Annotated in this window: 3 protein-coding genes (1 of these 3 cut by a window edge); 2 read left to right on the forward strand and 1 reads right to left on the reverse strand. The window is 66.1% G+C overall.

The features are described from left to right. Positions 1-15,043: the 5' portion of a non-ribosomal peptide synthase/polyketide synthase gene (locus tag AC5Y2L_RS16035; RefSeq protein ID WP_499936828.1), read on the reverse strand. Its footprint begins 7,979 nt before the window's first position; the window shows 15,043 of its 23,022 coding nt (coding positions 1-15,043); the start codon lies at positions 15,041-15,043; its stop codon lies off the left edge, out of view. 1,123 nt (positions 15,044-16,166) lie between these two features. Between AC5Y2L_RS16035 and AC5Y2L_RS16040 the strand changes: the two genes are divergently transcribed. Together AC5Y2L_RS16040 and AC5Y2L_RS16045 are read left to right on the forward strand one after the other, a co-directional pair. After that, positions 16,167-16,583, forward strand: coding sequence for an MmpS family transport accessory protein (locus AC5Y2L_RS16040; RefSeq protein WP_499936826.1), 417 nt, complete (start codon positions 16,167-16,169; stop codon positions 16,581-16,583). Then, entirely contained in the window at positions 16,580-19,465 is a 2,886-nt protein-coding gene (locus AC5Y2L_RS16045) for an MMPL/RND family transporter (RefSeq protein WP_499936825.1), read from the forward strand. Before AC5Y2L_RS16040 ends, AC5Y2L_RS16045 begins: the two co-directional genes overlap by 4 nt. The last annotated feature ends 1 nt before the right edge of the window (position 19,466 follow it).

Raw genomic sequence — 19,466 nt, forward strand, 5'->3', positions numbered from 1 at the left:
CCAGCGGGTGATGATTCAGCGCCCGAGTCGGGTTGAGTCGCTCGACCAGCACTTCGAACGGCACGTCTTGATGCTCGTAGGCGGCCAGGCTGCGCTGCCGCACCTGGGCCAACACCTCGGCAACGGCGGGATCGCCGCCGAGATCCGCGCGCAACACCAGCGTGTTGACAAAGCAACCCACCAGGCCGTCCAGCGCGGGGTCGCCGCGGCCCGCGATCGGGAAACCCACCGCCACGTCGGTGCTGCCGCTCAACTTGGCCAGCAGCACCGCCAATGCCGCCTGCATCACCATGAAGCTGGTCGCATTGTGCTCGGCGGCCACCCGGGCAACCCGTTGTTGCAACGCTGCGGGCCAGTCCACGACCACCTTGTCGCCGCGATAATCGGCCACCGGCGGATAGGGCCGATCGGTGGGCAACTGAATCCGCTCGGGCATCCCGGCCAGCGCCTGCTCCCAATACGCCAACTGCCCGGCGATGCGACTGTCACCATGGTCGAGATCACCCAGCTGCGCGCGCTGCCACAGGGTGTAGTCGACATACTGCACCGGCAACGGCGACCACCCCGGAGCCTGCCCCACGCACCTGGCGGCATACGCCATACCCAGATCACGCACCAGCGGCCCGATAGACCAGCCGTCGGCGGCGATGTGGTGCAGCACCGCCACCAGCACGTGCTCTACCTCGTTGATCCGGAAAAGCCTTGCCCGCAAAGGGATCTGGACGCCCAGATCGAACGGTTCACGCACCAGGGCGCCGATGGCCTGCGGCAACCGGTCGGCCGCCCAGCCGGTGGTGTCGACCATCTGCCAGCCGACGTCGGCCTGCTCGGGAGGCACCACCACCTGCCGCGGAGCACCGTCCACCGTCGGGAATAGCGTGCGCAAGCTCTCATGCCGGGTCACCACGTCAGCGACGGCTGCCCCCAAAGCGTCGGCCTGCAGCGGCCCGTCCAGCCGGAACCCGACCGCCATGTTGTACACCGGCGAAGGGCCCTGCAGCTGGTCGATGAACCACAACCGGTTCTGGGCAAACGACAACGGCACCACCGCGGGCCGCTGCACCGGAGCCAGCGGCTTGGACCGGGCCCCGCCGGCGCCGAGGCGCTGCGCCAACTGGGCCACGGTGGGCGCCTCGAACAACGTGCGCACCACCAGCCCGGCATCGAGCGTGGTGTTGACTGCGGCGACCAACCGCATGGCCGACAGCGAATCGCCACCCAAGTCGAAAAACGACTCGTCGACGCCGACTCGCTCCAGCCCCAGCACCTGGGCGTACATGCCCGCCAACAGGTCTTCGACGGCGCTGGCCGGAGCGCGGTACTGACCGCCCTCGTGATACTCCGGTGCCGGCAAGGCGCGGGTGTCGAGTTTGCCGTTGACGGTCAGCGGCAGGTCATCGAGTACCACCACCGCGGCGGGAACCATATACGCGGGCAGCCGCTCGGCGAGCCGGGCGCGCAGGTCACCCGGGTCCGCGGTGCCGGTCACGTAGGCCACCAGCCGTTTCTCACCGGGACCGTCCGCACGGGCGACCACCGCCGCCTGCTGCACCCCGTCCAGCCCGGCCAGTGCGGCCTGGACTTCACCGAGCTCGATGCGATACCCGCGGATCTTGACCTGCTCGTCGGCCCGGCCCAGATAGACCAGCTGCCCATCGGGGCCCCAGCGCACCACGTCCCCCGTGCGGTACATGCGCTGCCCCACGCCACCGAATGGGCAGGCCACGAACCGCGAAGCGGTCAGCCCGGCCCGCCCGACATACCCGTACGCCAACCCGGTACCGGCGACGTACAACTCACCCGCCACACCGACGGGCACCGGCTGCAACAACCTGTCCAGCACGAAGAAGCCGAGATGGGCCAGCGGCACCCCGATCGGGCTGACGCTGCGGTCCACGTCGGCGGCGGCGATCTCGCGGAACGAGGCGTGCACCGTCGTCTCGGTGATGCCGTACATGTTGACCAGCCGCGGTGATTCCCGGTGGCGGTCCAGCCACGTCCCGAGACGCTGCGGCTCCAGCGGCTCCCCGCCGAACACCACCGTCTGCAGCGTCAGCCGGTCTGGCTCGGGTGCTCGGGTATCCGCGCTTTGCAGGGCGTAAAACGCCGACGGTGTCTGACTCAACATGCTGACCTGCTCGGCGATCAGCAAGGCGTGCAGGTCTTCCGGCGATCGGACCACGGATTCGGGCACCACCACCAACCGGCCGCCGTGCAGCAGCGCACCGAAGATCTCCCACACGGAGAAGTCGAAGGCATAGGAGTGACACTGCGTCCAGACCTGGCGCGTCAGCTCGGCGTCGGCGTTCAGCGACGCCAGCAGCCGGATTACGTTCTGGTGCGCGACGGCCACACCCTTGGGAATCCCGGTCGTGCCCGACGTATAGATCAGGTAGGCGATGTCGTCGGGCGCCGGCGATGGCCGCGACGGCGGCGCGGTGCCGGTTCGTCCGGTGATCGCCGTGTTCCCGACGTCGACGACGGCCAGCCGCGTGCCGTCCAGGCGGTCGGCGAGATCCGCGGTGGTGACCGCGGCAACCGGCGCGGCGTCGGCGACCATGAACTCGATCCGCGCCGCCGGGTGCGCCGGATCGATCGCCAGATATGCGGCCCCGCTCTTGAGCACCGCCAAGATGGCCACCACCGCCTCGGCCGAACGTGGCAATAACAGCGCCACACAGTTGCCGGGCCGGGCCCCCCGGGCAACGAGCGCGTGCGCCAGCCGGTCAGACGCTTCGTCGAGTTCGCGATACGTCATCGAGCGGCCGTCGCACGTCAGCGCCAACGCCTCGGGGGCGCGCGCCACCTGTGCGGCAAAAGCCGCCGGGATCGACATCGACGGGGCCGCCGGCTGGGCCAGCACCGAGCGGTTACCGATCTGGTCCAGGTAGGCATGCTCATCGGCATCCAGCACGTCCATCGACGACAGCCGGCGCCGCGGATCGGCGGTCATGATCTCCAACACCCGCCGCAATCGCTCGGTCAGCGTCCCAATGCTTTTCGCGTCGAACACATCCGTGCGGAACTCGACTGCTCCACCGATTCCGGCGGGTGCCCCGGCGTCGGTCCAGCGTTCGGCCAGTGAGAAGGTCAAGTCCACGCGGGCCGTGCGCGTGTCAATGGGCAACGAGCTGACCTGCAGGTCCCCTAATGCCAACCCGGTGGCCGGGTCGCCGGCGAAGTTCTGCCAGGCGAACATCACCTGGACCAGCGGGTGATGGTTCAGCGATCGCGTCGGGTTGAGCCGCTCGACCAGCACTTCGAATGGCACGTCTTGATGCTCGTAGGCAGCCAGGCTGCGCTCGCGCACCTGAGCCAACACCTCGGCAAGGGTGGGGTCGCCGTCCAGGTTGACCCGAAGCACCAGGGTGTTGACGAAGAAGCCCACCAAGTCGTCCAGCGCTGGATCGCGCCGGCCGGCGATCGGGAACCCCACTGTGACGTCGGCGCTGCCGCTGAGCTTGGCCAGCAACACCGCTAACGCCGCCTGCAGGACCATGAAGCCGGTCGCGTCGTGCTCGCGGGCCATCCGAGCAACCCGCTGCTGCAATTGCGCCGGCCAGTCGACGGCCACGCTGGCGCCGCGATAGTCAGCGACCGGCGGATACGGCCGATCGGTGGGCAGCTCGATGCGCTCCGGCAGCCCCGCCAGCGCAGCTTCCCAATACGCCAGCTGGGCGGCGATGCGGCTGTCCCCGTCGTCGAGGTCGCCGAACTGCGCCCGCTGCCACAGCGTGTAGTCGACGTACTGCACCGCCAACGGCGTCCAGCCGGGGCCCCGCCCGGCACACCGGCCGGTGTACGCCAGCCCCAGATCACGCACCAGCGGGGTGATCGACAAACCGTCGGCGGCGATGTGGTGCACCACCGCCACCAGCACATGCTCGTCGTCGGCAACACGGAAAAGCCTTGCCCGCAACGGGATTTCCGATGCCAGGTCAAACTTGTGGCGGGTGCATTCTTCGATCGCTTCGGATAGCCGAGCGGGCGACCAGCCGGTGGCATCGACCACCTGCCAACCAAACTCGGCCCGCTCAACCGGCATCACCAGCTGCCGAGGTATCCCGTCGACGGCGGGGAACGCCGTGCGCAGGCTTTCGTGACGGCCCACCACATCGGCCAGCGCCGCACCCAGCGCGTCGGCGTCCAGCCGCCCGCCCAGCCGCAACGCGACGGCCAGGTTGTACACCGGCGACGGGCCCTGCAGCTGGTCGATGAACCACAACCGGTTCTGGGCAAACGACAACGGCACCACCTCGGGGCGCTGCATCGCCACCAAGGGCTCCAGTCCGCTGCCAGTCCCGCTCACGTGAGACGCCAGCTGGGCCACCGTCGGCGCCTCGAACAAGGTGCGCACCGAAAGATCGGTATCCAGGACGGTATTGATCGCAGCGATCACCCGCATCGCCGACAGCGAATCGCCACCCAGGTCGAAGAACGAGTCCTCCACCCCCACCCGATCCACGTTGAGGACTTCGGCGTAAATACCGGCCAGAATTTCCTCGACGTTGTTGGCCGGGGCTTGGTAGCGGTCGGCATCGGTGTATCCGGGCGCGGGCAGGGCCCGCCGGTCGAGTTTGCCGTTGATGGTCAGCGGCAGGGCGTCGAGCACCAGGACCGCGGTCGGCACCAGGTACGCCGGCAGTCGCTCGGCCAGCGTCGCGCGCGCGGCGGCCGGGTCGGCCGTGCCAGTGATATAGCCCACCAGTCGCTTGTCGCCGGGGCGGTCTTCGCGGGCGATCACCGCCGCCTGATCCACCCCGTCCAACGCAGCCAATGCGGCCTGGACTTCGCCGAGCTCGATGCGGTACCCGCGGATCTTCACCTGCTCGTCGGCCCGGCCCAGATACACCAGCTGCCCATCGGCACCCCAGCGCACCAAGTCGCCGGTGCGATACATCCGCTGACCCGCCACTGCGCCCGTTTCCGGCCCGGCGAACGGACACGCCACAAACCGCGATGCGGTCAGCCCGGCCCGCCGCACATAGCCACAGGTAAGTCCGGTGCCCGCCACGTACAACTCGCCGACGACGCCGATTGGCACCCGCCGCAGGCCCGCATCCAGCACGAACAACGCCGCGCCGGGCACTGGAGCACCGATGGGAACCGCGCCGCGACCCGGCCGCATCGGTGCGCTGATCGAGGCGTACACGGTGGTCTCGGTCGGGCCGTAGCCGTTGACCATCACCCGTCCCGCCGCCCACCGGTCCACCACCTCAACCGGGCAAGCCTCCCCGGCCACCATCAACCCAACCGAGTCCAAGCCCTGCGGGGAAAGCATCCCGAGCGCCGAGGGGGTCTGGCTCAACACGCTGACGCGTTCGGCAATCAGCAAGGCGTGCAGGTCTTCTGGGACGCGTGTCACCGATTCCGGCACCACCACCAACCGGCCGCCATGCAGCAGCGCACCCCAGATCTCCCAGACCGAGTAGTCGAACACCAGGGAATGACACTGGGTCCAGACCTCTCCCGGCGCGAGCGGCAGGCCGACGTCGAGCGAGTCGAACAACCGGGTCACGTTGTAGTGCGTGACGGCCACTCCCTTGGGAACCCCGGTCGTCCCCGAGGTGTAGATCAGGTAGGCGATGTCGTCGGGAGCGGGTGCCGGCAACGCGGTACCGGGCTGGGCGGCGATACGTGGGTCGTTCGCATCGATGACCGTCAGGCCGTACCGGGCCAGCCGGTCCGCCAGCGCGGCGGTGGTGACAGCCGCGATCGGTGCTGCATCGCCGAGCAGGAATTCGATGCGGGCCGCCGGCACCGCCGGGTCGATCGGCAGATAGGCCGCCCCGGTCTTGAGCACCGCCAAAATGGCCACGATCGCCTCAGCCGAACGCGGCAACAGCAGGGCGACGCACTCGCCTGGGCCGACCCCCTGCCCGGCCAGCAGATGGGCCAACCGATTGGAGGATTCGTCGAGTTCGCGGTAGGTGATTGAGCGGTCTTCGAAGGTAAGCGCTGCCGCTTCCGGAGTGCGGGACACCTGCGCGGCGAAAACCACCGGAATCGAGGCCGTCGGTGGCACCGGACAGGCCAACACCGCCCGGTTGCCGATCATGTCCAGGTGGGTGTGTTCGGCCGCGTCGATCAGGTCTACCGAGGACAACCGCCGGGCCGGGTCGGCGGTCAGCGTGACCAGCACCCGCCGCAATCGCTCGATCAGCGCCTCGATGCTGGCCGCATCGAACACATCTGTCCGAAACTCCACGCTGCCGCCGATCCCGGCGGGTTCCCCGGCGTCCGTCCAGCGTTCAGCCAACAGGAACGACAGGTCCATGCGGGCAGTGCGGGTATCTACCGGCAGTCTGGTGACCTCGAGATCGCCCAACTGCAAACCGGCGGCCGGGTCACCGGCGAAGTTCTGCCAGGCCAACAGCACCTGGACCAGCGGGTGGTGGCTGCGGCTACGCGCCGGGTTGAGCCGCTCGACGAGTACCTCGAAGGGCACGTCTTGATGGTCGTAGGCGGTCAGGCTGCGCTGCCGTACTTGAGCCAACACCTCGGCCAGAGTGGGATCACCAGAGAGATCCACTCGCAACACCAAGGTGTTGACGAATGCCCCCACCAGCTCGTCGAGCGTCGGCTCGCGCCGACCGGCAATCGGAAACCCTACGGCCACATCGGAATTGGCACTGATCTTGGACAGCAGCACCGCCAGGGCGGCCTGCATGACCATGAACCCGGTTGCGTCGTGCTCGCGGGCCACCCGAGCTACCTGCCGCTGTAGCTGCGCGGGCCAGTCGACGGGCACGCTGGCGCCGCGATAGTCGGCGACCGCCGGATACGGCCGATCCGTCGGCAGCTCGATCCGCTCGGGCAGCCCGGCCAGGATCTTCTCCCAGTAAGCCAGCTGCCCCGCAATGGGACTGAGCGGATCCTGCAGGTCACCCAGCTGTTCGCGCTGCCACAGCGTGTAGTCGACATACTGAACCGCCAGCGGCGCCCAGCGGGGGGCTTGTCCCGTGCACCGGTAGGCATAGGCCACCCCAAGATCACGCACCAGCGGGGTGATCGACAAGCCGTCGGCAGCAATGTGGTGCACCACCGCCACCAGCACATGCTCGTCGTCGGCAACACGGAAAAGCTGTGCGCGCAAAGGGATTTCGGACGCCAGGTCAAACGCGTGGCGCGTGCACTCGCCGATCGACTCCTCCAGCCGGCCCGCCGACCAGCCGGTGGCATCCACCACCTGCCAACCAAAGTCAACTCGCTCAACCGGCACCACCACCTGCCGCGGTGTCCCGTCGCACGCCGGGAACACGGTACGCAAGCTCTCGTGACGGGCCACCACATCGCGCACGGCGGCACCCAGCGCGTCAGCGTCCAGCCGTCCGCCCAGCCGCAACGCGACGGCCATGTTGTACACCGGCGAAGGGCCCTGCAACTGATCGATGAACCACAACCGGTTCTGGGCAAACGACAACGGCACCACCTCGGGGCGCTCCACCGCCACCAACGGCTCGAGCCGATGGGCGGCCGCGCCGATTCGGGGAGCCAGCTGGGCCACCGTCGGTGCCTCGAACAAGGCACGCACCGACACACCGCCGCCCACGGATTTGTTGATCGCAGCGATGACTCGCATCGCCGACAACGAATCCCCACCCAGGTCGAAGAACGAGTCTTCGACCCCGACGCGGTCGATGCCGAGGACCTGGGCGTAAATACCGGCCAGGAGCTCTTCGATGGCGGTTGCCGGGGCGCGGTAACGCTCGGCGTCCCCGTATTCCGGCGGCGGCAAGGCCCGCCGGTCGAGCTTGCCGTTGACGGTCAGCGGCAGCGCGTCGAGCGCCACGATCGCGGCGGGGACCATATACGCCGGCAGCCGCTCGGCCAGGTTCGCGCGCGCGCCGGCCGGGTCGGCGGTGCCGGTGATGTAGCCCACCAGCCGCTTGTCGCCGGGCCGGTCTTCGCGCGCCATCACGGCCGCCTGATCCACCCCGTCCAGCTCCGCCAAAGCGGCCTGGACTTCACCGAGCTCGATGCGATACCCGCGAATCTTCACCTGCTCGTCGGCCCGGCCCAGATACACCAGCTGCCCATCGGCACCCCAGCGCACCAAGTCGCCGGTGCGATACATCCGCCGCCCCGGCACTTCGGGCACGGTGAACGGACACGCCACAAACCGCGACGCAGTCAATCCCGCACGGCGGGCGTACCCATACGCCAACCCGCCCCCGGCCAGGTACAGCTCACCGACCACGCCCGCGGGCACCTGGCGCAGTCCCGCATCCAGGACAAACGCTGCCGCCGCGGGTACCGGCGCACCGATCGGCACGGTCCCGTTCGTCACCGATTGCGCCTCTAGCGGCGCGCTGACCACCGCATACACCGTGGCCTCGGTCGGGCCGTAGGCGTTGATCATCACCCGCCCCGGCGCCCATCGATCAACCACGTCCACCGGGCAGGCCTCACCAGCGACGATCAACGCCGCCGAACCCAGACCGTCGGGCGACAGCACCCCCACCGCCGACGGCGTCTGACTCAACACGCCAACTTGCTCGGCAACCAGCAACGCATGGAAATCCTGCGGCGAGCCGGCCACCTCGTCAGGCACCACCACCAGCCGCCCGCCGTGCAGCAGCGCACCGAAGATCTCCCACACCGATACGTCGAATACCAGCGAATGCCATTGCGACCACACTTGTCCGGGTCCCGTGGGCAGCCGGTCATCCACCGAGGTGAGGAACTCGGTGACGCTGCGGTGGCTGACCGCCACCCCTTTGGGCACCCCGGTGGTCCCGGAGGTGTAAATCAGATACGCCACGTCGTCCGGCGCCGGCACCGGCAGATCGGTGCACGGCTGAATGCCGACGGATAGATCGGTGACGTCGAGCACCGGGACGTCAGCCCCGTCCAGCCGCGAGTGCAGCTCCGCGGTGCTCAGCACCGCCACCGGGGTGGCATCCGCCACCATGAACGCGGCGCGTGCCGATGGCAGCGCGGGGTCGATCGGCACATACGCGGCCCCGGTCTTGAGTACCGCCAGGATGGCCATGATCGCCTCGGCCGACCGCGGCAACAACAACGCGACGCACTGCCCCGGACCCGCGCCGAGGCCGGCCAACACGTGCGCCCACCGGGACGATGCCTCGTCAAGCTCGCGGTACGTCAACGAGCGGCCGGCATACGTCACCGCGACCGCCTCCGGCGTGCGCACCACCTGCGAGGCAAACAACTGCGGAATCGACCGCGCGGCGGAGCCCGGCACTGGCTGCTTCAATGCCGCCCGATTGCCCCATTCGTCCAGCCCGGCATGCTCGTCGTCGTCAAGCAGGTCGATCGACAACAACCGCCGGCTGGCGTCGGCGGTCATGCTGACCAGCACCTGTTCCAGCGTCTTGAACAGCGACTCGATCCTGGCCGCGTCGAACACGTCGGTGTCGTATTCGACGCGAATGCCCAGCTCGTGACCCGGAATCGCCGCCACCGTCAGCGGGTAATGCGTCGATTCGTGCAGCGCGAACTCGGTGATGGTCAACTCGTGATCGCCCACCAACTCAGCGGTGTCTACCGGGTAGTTTTCGAAGACGAACAAGGTGTCGAACAGCTGGTCGTTACCGGCGACGCGGTGAATCTCGGCCAGGGCCAGATGCTGGTGCTCCACGGTGTGGTTGTGAGCGCCTTGCAGCTGATCCAGCAGAGCCCCGACAGAGGTCGCCCCGCTGACGCGCGCTCGCACCGGCACGGTGTTGATCAGCAGGCCCACCATCGAGTCGGCACCGGCCAACTCCGCCGGCCGGCCCGACACCGCGGTGCCGAAGGCCACGTCGTGCTGGCCGGTCAGCCACATCAGCACCTGCGCCCAGCCGGCCTGCAGGACGATGTTGACGGTGGTGTGCTGCGCGCGGGCCAGCTCGCTGACGGCGCGGGTGGTCTCCTTGGACAACCACAACGTGGTGACGTCTCGCCGCCCCAGCCGCGACCGGCCGGTCGGACTCACCAATGCCGGGGCATCGAAATCTGCCAGCACCTCACGCCAGGCCGCCTGTGCAGCAGCGCGATCCCGCCCGGCCAACCACTCCACGAAGCGGCGATACGGCGCGGCCGGCGGCAGCCGGCGACCGTAATAGCAGGCGAAGATTTCGTCCAACAGGATTGGCAGTGACCACCCGTCGAGCACGATGTGGTGATTGGTCAACACCAACCGGTGCCGATCGTCTGCGGTGCGGATCAGCACCGCGCGAAACGACGGCGGGTCGGCCAGATCGCAGACCACGACGCGTTCGGCGGCACAGATCTCCTGGACCCATTCGTCGACATCCAAGTCGGCGCCGTCCAAGTCGATATACCGCCACGGAATCACCGGACGGGCGGGAATGACCTGCACCGGCTCGTCGAATTGGGTGCAGAACCGGGCGGCCAGGTTCGGATGGCGATTGACCACGGTGTGTAGCGCCTCGCGCAGCCGATGTTGATCGAGGGCGCCGGTCAAGGCGATGTCGAGCTGCACCGCGTATACGTCGTCACCGGGCCCTTGGGCGGTGCTGGCGTGAAACAGCAGCCCCTGCTGCAGCGGGGTCAGTGGCAGCACGTCGGCGATGCGGTCATGCTGCTGCAGTTCGTCGAGTTGCTGCTGGCTCAACCGGGCCGGGGCGACATCCGACGGCGTCAACCCGCCGCCGCCATTGCGCACATGCACACAGATCCCGGTCAGGGCCTCGAACCACAACCGGCCCAGCCGGCTGATCTGCTCGCTGTCGATGGCCGAAGGCGCCCACGACCAGTCGGCGTGCAGGCGGGGGCCGCTGTCGGTATCGACGGTGCCGGCCGTGAGTTCGACGGTGTGCGGTAGCGGAATGGCCGCGGCCACCCCGCTCACCAATAGCCCGTCCTGACACAACCGCCAGACATCGTCGGAAACGTCGTCTCCGGCGCCCAACCGGCCCAGATAGTTGAATCCGATCACCGGCTCGGGCCCGGCGAGCTCAACCTCGTCGTTGAGGTAACGCAGCAGACCGTAGCTCAGCGGGTCCGGCAGGGCGCGCAGCTGCTCTTTGGCACTCTTGAGCAGCGCCCCCAACGCGGCCTGGCCCTCCACCACGTGCGTCCAGCCCAGCCCACCGACCAGCAGCGACGCCGGGTATTTGGTGGTGAACCAGCCCACGGTGTGGGACAAATTCACGTCGGGGGCCAGCTCCTCGTGGCGTCCGTGGCTCTCCACGTCGATGCCGATCGGCGCCGCACCGCCGCCCACTAGCTCCGCGACCGCCAACGCGAATGCGATCAACAAGACCTCGTGCACGCCGGCGTGAAAGGCCGCGGGCACGTCACCAAGCACCATGCGCGTCGTCTCCGCGTCCAGCGACAACGACAGGTGACCGGCCGTGGCGAAGGTATCGACGTCCGGCTGGGCCGCCGGGAACACCGCGGGAGCCACGGCCACCTGCCGCCACGCCTCGGCCAGCGCAACGACTTCCGGCCGGTGGGCGTGCTCCGCCAGCAACGCGGACCACCGGGCAAACGACGTGCCGACCACCGGCAAGCCGATCGGCTGCCCGCTGCGATGCTGAATCCAGGCGACATTGAGGTCCTCCAGCAAAATTCGCCAGGACACCCCGTCGATCGCCAAATGATGAATTATCAACGCCAACTGGCCCGTCGACCTGGCCCACAGCGCGCTCAGCATCACCCCCTCGGCCGGGCTCAACCGAGACCGCGCCTCGACCAACGCCGCACGGGACAGCTCATCCACGGCGTGCAGACAGTCGCCGGCGTCCACCGACGCCGCCTCGGGCACGGTCAGCGACCACCCCCCGGGCCCGTCGTCGACGCGCAACCGCAACATGGCATGCCGGTGCAACAGCGCCTGCAACACCACGACCACGTCGGCTTCCGTCACGCCCGCGGGCGCCTGCACGATCACCGTCTGGTTGAACTGCTCGACCGGTCCGCCGATGTCCTGCAGCCAGCGCATCAGCGGCGTCGCGACTATCGGGCCAATGCCCTCATCGATCGCGCCTCTTGTACCGTCGGCCAATCCGACCACCCGGGCCAGCCGGGCCACCGTCTGCTCGACGAAGACATCGCGCGGCCGAAACAGCAGGCCGGCCGCCCGGGCCCGAGCGACCACCCGCATCGACAAGATGCTGTCCCCGCCGAGCTCGAAGAACGACTCGTCGACCCCGACCCGTTGCAGTCCCAGCACCTCGGCGTAGATACCGGTCAAGATCTCTTCGGTGGGGGTGGACGGTGCCCGGTAATGATCGCGGTCCTGGTATTCGGGTGCGGGCAGCGCGCGGGTGTCGAGTTTGCCATTTGCCGTCAGCGGCAGAGCGTCAAGGACCACCACCGCGGCCGGCACCATATACGCCGGCAACCGCTCGGCCAGCTTCGCGCGTGCGGTTGCCGGGTCGACGGTCCCGGTGACATACCCGACCAAGCGTTTGTCGCCGGGGCGATCTTCGCGGGTGATCGCCGCGGCCTGTCCAACGCCGTCCAGCCCAGCCAGTGCAGCCTGGACTTCACCCAGCTCGATGCGATATCCGCGGATCTTGACCTGCTCGTCGGCACGGCCGACGTACCGCAACTGTCCGTCAGCACCCCAATACACCAAGTCCCCGGTGCGGTACATGCGGGTTCCGGTGCCGCCGAACGCGCACGCCACAAACCGCGAGGCCGTCAACCCCGCGCGGCCGGCATACCCATATGCCACTCCGGCGCCGGCCACATACAACTCACCGACCACACCCGCCGGCACCGGATGCAACCATCCGTCCAGCACGAATAACGCCGCCCCGGGAACCGGCGACCCGATGGGCACGGTGCCGTCGACCTGCGACGCCTGCAACGGTGCACTGAACGTCACGACCATCGACGTCTCGGTCGGCCCGTAGGCGTTCAGCATCACCCGCCCCGGCGCCCACCGATCCACCACCTCAACCGGGCACGGCTCACCGGCCACGATCAATGCCATGCTGTCCAGCCCCTGCGGCGAGAGCATGCCAACCGCAGACGGCGTGCGGACCAGCGCGCTGACCCGCTCGGCTACCAACAAGGCGTGAAAGTCTTCCGGCGAATTGGCCACTTCGTCGGGCACCACCACCACCCGGCCGCCACGCAGCAGCGCACCGAACATCTCCCACACGGACGCGTCGAAGCCATGCGAATGGCACTGCGTCCAGACTCCCTGCGGGAGATAGTTGTCCGTCACCTGCAGTAGTTGGGTCACGTTGCCGTGGCCGACGGCCACCCCCTTGGGGACGCCGGTCGTGCCCGAGGTGTAAATCAGGTAGGCGATGTCGTCGGCCGCGGGTGCCGGCAAAGCGGTGCATGGATAGGTCTCGACGAGGCGGTCATCGACATCGATCACGGCCACATCGCGTCCGTCCAGCCGAGATCGAAGTTCTGCCGTCGTGACCGCGGCCACCGGTGCGGCGTCGGCGACCATGAATTCCACGCGTGCATCGGGGTGCGCCGGGTCGATGGGCACATAGGCCGCGCCGGCCTTGAGTACCGCCAGGATCGCCACGACTGCCTGCGTCGACCGTGGCAACAACAGCGCCACGCACCGACCCGGACCCGCCCCTTGGTCCACCAAAAGATGCGCTAACCGGTTGGCCGCCTCGTCGAGCTCCTGGTAAGTCAGCGAGCGGCCATTGCAGCTGATTGCGACGGCATCGGGCGTGCGCGCCACCTGCTCAGAAAACAGCGACGGAACCGATACGGCCGTGGTGGCCGCCCGCGTTAGCGCCCCGCGGTTACTCCACTGCATCAGCCGGGCATGCTCGGCGTCGACGAGTAGCTCCAGCGATGACAGCCGCCGTCCCGGATCGACGGACATCGCCGTCAACAGCCGCTCCAACCGCCCCGCCAGATCAGCCACGTCCAGGTTGGACAAGGGCGGACCAGTACCGGCAGTGCTGAGAATCAGGTCATCGCCGTCGCTGGAAAACAGCAGTCCAAAACCATTGACCAGGCCGCTGTTGGTCAGTGACGCCGATGCCGGGACGCCACCGAATGGGAGGCTGAACCTGGATGGAAGGAAGTTGATGCTCACCCGGTCCGGTGGGGGCGCTCCCGGTCCTAGGCGGCGGGATTTGCGCTCCAGGGCTTGTACCGGAAACCGCTGATGCTGCACCGCTTCCCGGATCCGCGAGTCAACATGGCCGCAAAATGCCGCGACCGTGGAGTCTGGCGACACTTTCAACACCAATGGCACCACCCCGGCGAGCAGCCCAGGCAGCGTCTTGGCCTCCGGAGCCACTCGCCGGCTGACCGGGAAGTCGAGCACCACCTCGGAGTTCGACGGGGACCACCGGCGTATCAAGAGCGCGCAGGCCGCGGTGACGATGGTTGACCGGGGGACATTCCAGGCGCGCGACAACGCCTCAACTCGCCGCAGGACCGCCGCGTCCAACCGAACGGGCGCGGACGGCCAGTCCGGCTTCCCTTCGTCGCCGCCGCCGTGGGGCGCCGAAAAGTGCTCGGTGTCTTCCCCGGGGAGATTCTGGATCCAGTAGTTTTGATCCGTCAGGTAGTCGTCTGACGCTTCGTATTCCGACTCGCAGTCAATTAAGTCCGGCAAGGACCCGAAGCAGGCAGCAGGGATGGGCGTCCCCGAAATGATCGCCGAGTAGATCGCTGCAATTCGCTGGCCAACCAGCGCAATGCCGGAGCCATCGATCACAATGTGATGACAGCACCAAAATAGATAGAATTCATCGGGCCGAACCTGGAATAAAGCGAATTTGAATAGCGGCCCGGTAAACGGCAATGGCGTGCGTTGGATCGATGACGCAATTTCATGGGCGTCTCGCACGGGGTCGTCCGAGGAGCAGAGGTCGTAGTAGGCCACGGTGACATCCGGGTGATCGATCACCCGTTGGAAGACCTGGCCGTCCGCCTCGAAAAAGCCGGCCCTGACCGGTTCGGCCTCGCTTAGTGCCCGGCCGATAGCCCATTCAAGGGCTTCACGTTCGACCGGACCCTCGATCCTCAAGAACAGGCCGAGCTGCCACTCCGTACCCGGTTGAGCCGTCTCGTGCGCAAGCCAGATTTCAAGCTGAGCCCGCGTCAGCGGAAACGCCTGGTCCCCAGGCTCCATAGACTCCCCCAAGTCACCCGGCTTAGTTGTCCGAAACCCGGTCAGCGGGCAGCCTTTCGCGCAGATTCAACGGCCGCATATCGGTCCCGGTCGATGCGGTCCGGTCAGGTAGCATGGTCGGCCCCGCCGCGTACACTCCGCTCGCAGACTGGAAAATCGGCAAAGGCCGGCCACAGATTGTGACGCTCCTCGTTGGTGCCGAAGCCCAAAAGGTTGCCATTGTCGTCGTCGAACGGATTGATGCCCACAGGTTCCCCAAACCGCCTAGTCGAGATGAGTGAAACCGACCCAAACATAGTGGAGGCCCACAGGGCCTGTACCCGTTTTGGGGCAAACATTCCGGTGGAGGTTCCCAAGTCTGGGCGATTGCACCTCGAGCGCCGGTTTCGCAGGCTCTGACGTGCAGCGATGGATGCGTTTGGCGCCGTCGCCCGGCAGGCCTGGGCAGCCCTGATGTCGGCGGTGACCCAGCGCCGGCGGATCAACAGTTACCGCAGCGAAAGCCGTTGAATTAACGGCTTGTTCAATAAATAGCTTTTCCGCGGGCCATCGCCGCTCTAAGTGCGGGCAGCGCTTATCACGCGGCCCTTGAGCCCGAATCGCACCGTAGGGACGGCAGCTTCCCGGACTATGACACCGCGTGATTTGCAGCCGACACGCATGACGCCCAGCGCCATGCCATGCGGCGCGAATGCATTACGATCCCATATCGCGTCGCAAACGACCCGATATGGGGGACGTCAGCATGGTTTACTCATCAAGATTCGGGTTGCGTTCCCCGATGCACTGCAGGTTTGGGATGCCGTCGCGCGGTTCGCCTGCGACGGCAACCACACTCGATGTACCGTCGACGGGTGTTGCGGTCGGCGCGCAGTTGCATGCCTAGCGGCTGAGACGGCGTCGGCTCTGAAACGGGTGGGAGGTTGATGCGGTGGTGGAGCGCGGGGTGCGTGACATTGCGCAGGCGCGATCCCATGTCCCTGACGCGGGGGCCGCAAACGTTGACCAAGGATCTGGCGGCCCAACCGCTTCTTGGCAACGTGGTCCCGGACCTTCAGCCGCCCCGCCAGCACCAAAATCGCGACAGAGACGTCGAAGTCGGGGGTTACCGATTATCAAGGTTTTGAGGCGAGTGTGGGTCCTGCTCGTGATACTCGCCGTGGTCATCGCCGGCGGGTTCGCCGTGTCACGACTGCACGGGATCTTCGGCTCTGAAAAGCGACTTTCCTACGGCGACACCAGAGTCGACGATTCCAAGCCCTTCAACCCCAAGCATCTGAGATATGAGGTCTTCGGAACGGGGAGCACGGCCGACATCAGCTTTTTCGACGGCGATGGTGAACCCCGGCGCCTCAAGAACGCCCGCCTACCCTGGTCGCTGGAATTCGAAATCGGTGCCGCCGCCGCGGTCGGAAATGTCATGGCACAAGGTGATGGCGACACCATTGGCTGCCGCATCTTGGTCGACAACGTGGTCAAATCCGAGAAGACCACGCATGAGACCAACGCGTTTACCTTCTGCCTGCTGAAGGCAGCATGAGCGCATACCCGGTGGAATCGCAGCGGGCCGCGCACCCATTCGGAGCGCGCACGATTTACCGATTCTCCGGCCTGATCATCTTGGGCTGGTTGGCAATAACCGTCTTGGTGACTATCGGAGTCCCGTCGTTGGAGCAGGTCGAGAAAGCGCACTCGCTGTCGTTGACCCCCCCGGACGCACCGGCGTTCAAGGCGATGACCCAGCTGGGCAACGACTTCCACGAAACCAATTCCGACAGCGTGGCAATGATCGTTCTGGAGGGTCAGCGACCTCTGGGCGATGACGCCCACGCTTATTACAATCGCCTGGTTCGTCAGTTGAGAGACGACCGGAAACATGTGCAGCACGTCCATGATTTCTGGGGCGATCCACTCACGGCCGGCGCCGCGCAAAGCACCGATGGTAAGGCCGCATATGTGCAACTGGACCTGACCGGCAGCCCCGGCTCGACTCCGGCGAATGAATCAACCCAAGCCGTCCGTGACATCATTGCGCATTCACCGCCTCCGCCCGGTGTTCAGGCTTATGTCACTGGTCCCGCGGCCATTGTCGCGGACATGGGCAGCAGTGGTGACCGCACCGTCATCATCGTCACGGGTGTCAGTCTTGCCGTCATCCTGATCATGTTGCTGCTCGTCTACCGATCAATCATCACGGTAATTGTTTTGCTGTTGATGGTCGCAATAGAACTGCAGGTGGCGCGCGGAATTGTCGCGTTCTTCGGCGATCGTGGGCTTATTGGGCTCACCACCTTCGCCATCAATCTGGTGGTATCCATCGGAATCGCCGCTGGAACCGACTACGGCATATTCTTTTTCGGTAGATACCACGAGGCGCGCCTGGCAGGTGAGGATCGGGAAACGGCCTTCTACACCACCTATCACGGCGTCTCGAAGGTGGTCTTGGCCTCTGGCTTGACCATCGCCGGGGCTCTTTTCTGCCTCAAGTTCACCCGTTTGCCCCATTTCCAGTCGCTGGCCGTGCCTTGCGCCTTGGGCGTGCTCATTGCGGTCGCCGTCGCCCTCACTCTCGTTCCCGCAGTTATTCATGCCGGGAGCCGGGTGGGCCTATTCGAGCCGAAGCAAAAGGTGTTCGCTCCGGGGTGGCGCCGAATAGGCACATCGATCGTTCGGTGGCCGGCGCCCATCCTCATCGCGAGCTTGGCAGTCGCGCTTATCGGCCTTTTGACGTTGCCGGGATACAAACCCAGCTACAACGACATGAACTATCTGCCCAAGAACATCCCGGCCGCGCAAGGCTTCGAGGCCGCACAGCGACATTTCTCCCAATCGCGGATGATGTCGCCCGAGATCCTCTTGATCGAGGCCGACCACAATTTGGCGAACTCGGCAGACGCGCTGATCTTGAATAAAGTTGCCAAAGGCATTCTTTCGGTCCCCGGCATTTCCCGTGTGCAAGGGTTGACCAGGCCTGAGGGCACCCCCATCGCACACGCGTCAATACCGTTCATGCTCAGCATCCAAAACGCTGCGCAGCTGCAAGTCATGCCATTCCAGCGGGAGCGGATGAATGACATGCTCGCGCAGGCCGACGAGCTGGGCAAAACGATCAACATCATGCAGCGCATGTATGGCCTGATGCAACAGCTCGTGGCCACCACCCATCACATGGTCGGCGAAACGCATGAATTACAAGCAGTTACCGAAGAGTTGCGCGACCATATTGCGGACTTCGAAGATTTCTGGCGGCCGATCCGCTCGTACTTTTACTGGGAAAAGCATTGCTACGATATTCCCATCTGCTTTTCGCTGAGATCTATATTTGATGCCGTCGACGGTGTCGACTTGATCGATGACAATCTGCGGAATCTGGTAACAGACCTTGATCACCTGGACGTGGTGCTACCGCAGCTCGTGACGCAGTTCCCGCCGATGATCGAGACCATGCAGGGCATGCGAAGCATGATGCTGACCATGCACAGCACCATGAGCGGAATCATCAACCAGATGGACCAGGCGGGCGACAACGCGACAGCCATGGGTAAAGCATTCGACGCTTCCAAGAACGACGATTCTTTCTACATCGCTCCGGAGGTCTTCAAGAACGAAGACTTCAAACGGGTGATGAAGATCTTCTTGTCACCGGACGGCAAGGCTGCCCGGATGCTCATCACACAACGGTCCGATCCCGCTTCACCGGAGGGTGTCGCGCGGGTCGACGAAATAAAGAATGCGGCGGAAGAGGCACTCAAGGGGACTCCCCTAGAGGACGCAAAGGTGTACCTCACCGGCACGGCAGCCATTACGAAAGACATCGTGGATGGCTCCAAATATGACCTGATGATCGCCGGAGTCGCTGCCGTCTGCCTGATTTTCATCATCATGCTGATCATGACGCGCAGCTTTATCGCGGCCCTCATTATCGTCGGTACGGTATTGCTGTCGTTGGGCGCGTCGTTCGGCCTGGCCGTTCTGCTCTGGCAGTATTTACTCGGCATCCAAATACACTGGCTCGTCCTCATCATGGCGGTCGTAGTTCTGCTGGCCGTCGGGTCTGACTACAACCTGCTCTTGGTGGCCCGGATGCAAGAGGAAATAGGTGCCGGCATAAAGACAGGCATCATTCGCGCGATGGGCGGTACCGGTAAGGTCGTGACAAATGCGGGCCTGGTGTTCGCGTTCACCATGGCCTCCATGATCGTCAGCGATCTGGTCGTGATCGGTCAGATCGGCACCACCATTGGGCTGGGCCTGCTATTCGACACGTTGATCGTGCGCGCGTTCATGACGCCGTCCATTGCCGCGTTGCTAGGACGATGGTTCTGGTGGCCCCAACGTGTGCGTCCGCGCCCGGCCAGCGCACTACTCCGGCCGATGGGACCCCGTCCATTGGTACGCGCTCTGCTGAGACAGCCGCAATAGG

Source organism: Mycobacterium sp. NGS66 (genome assembly GCF_059812225.1).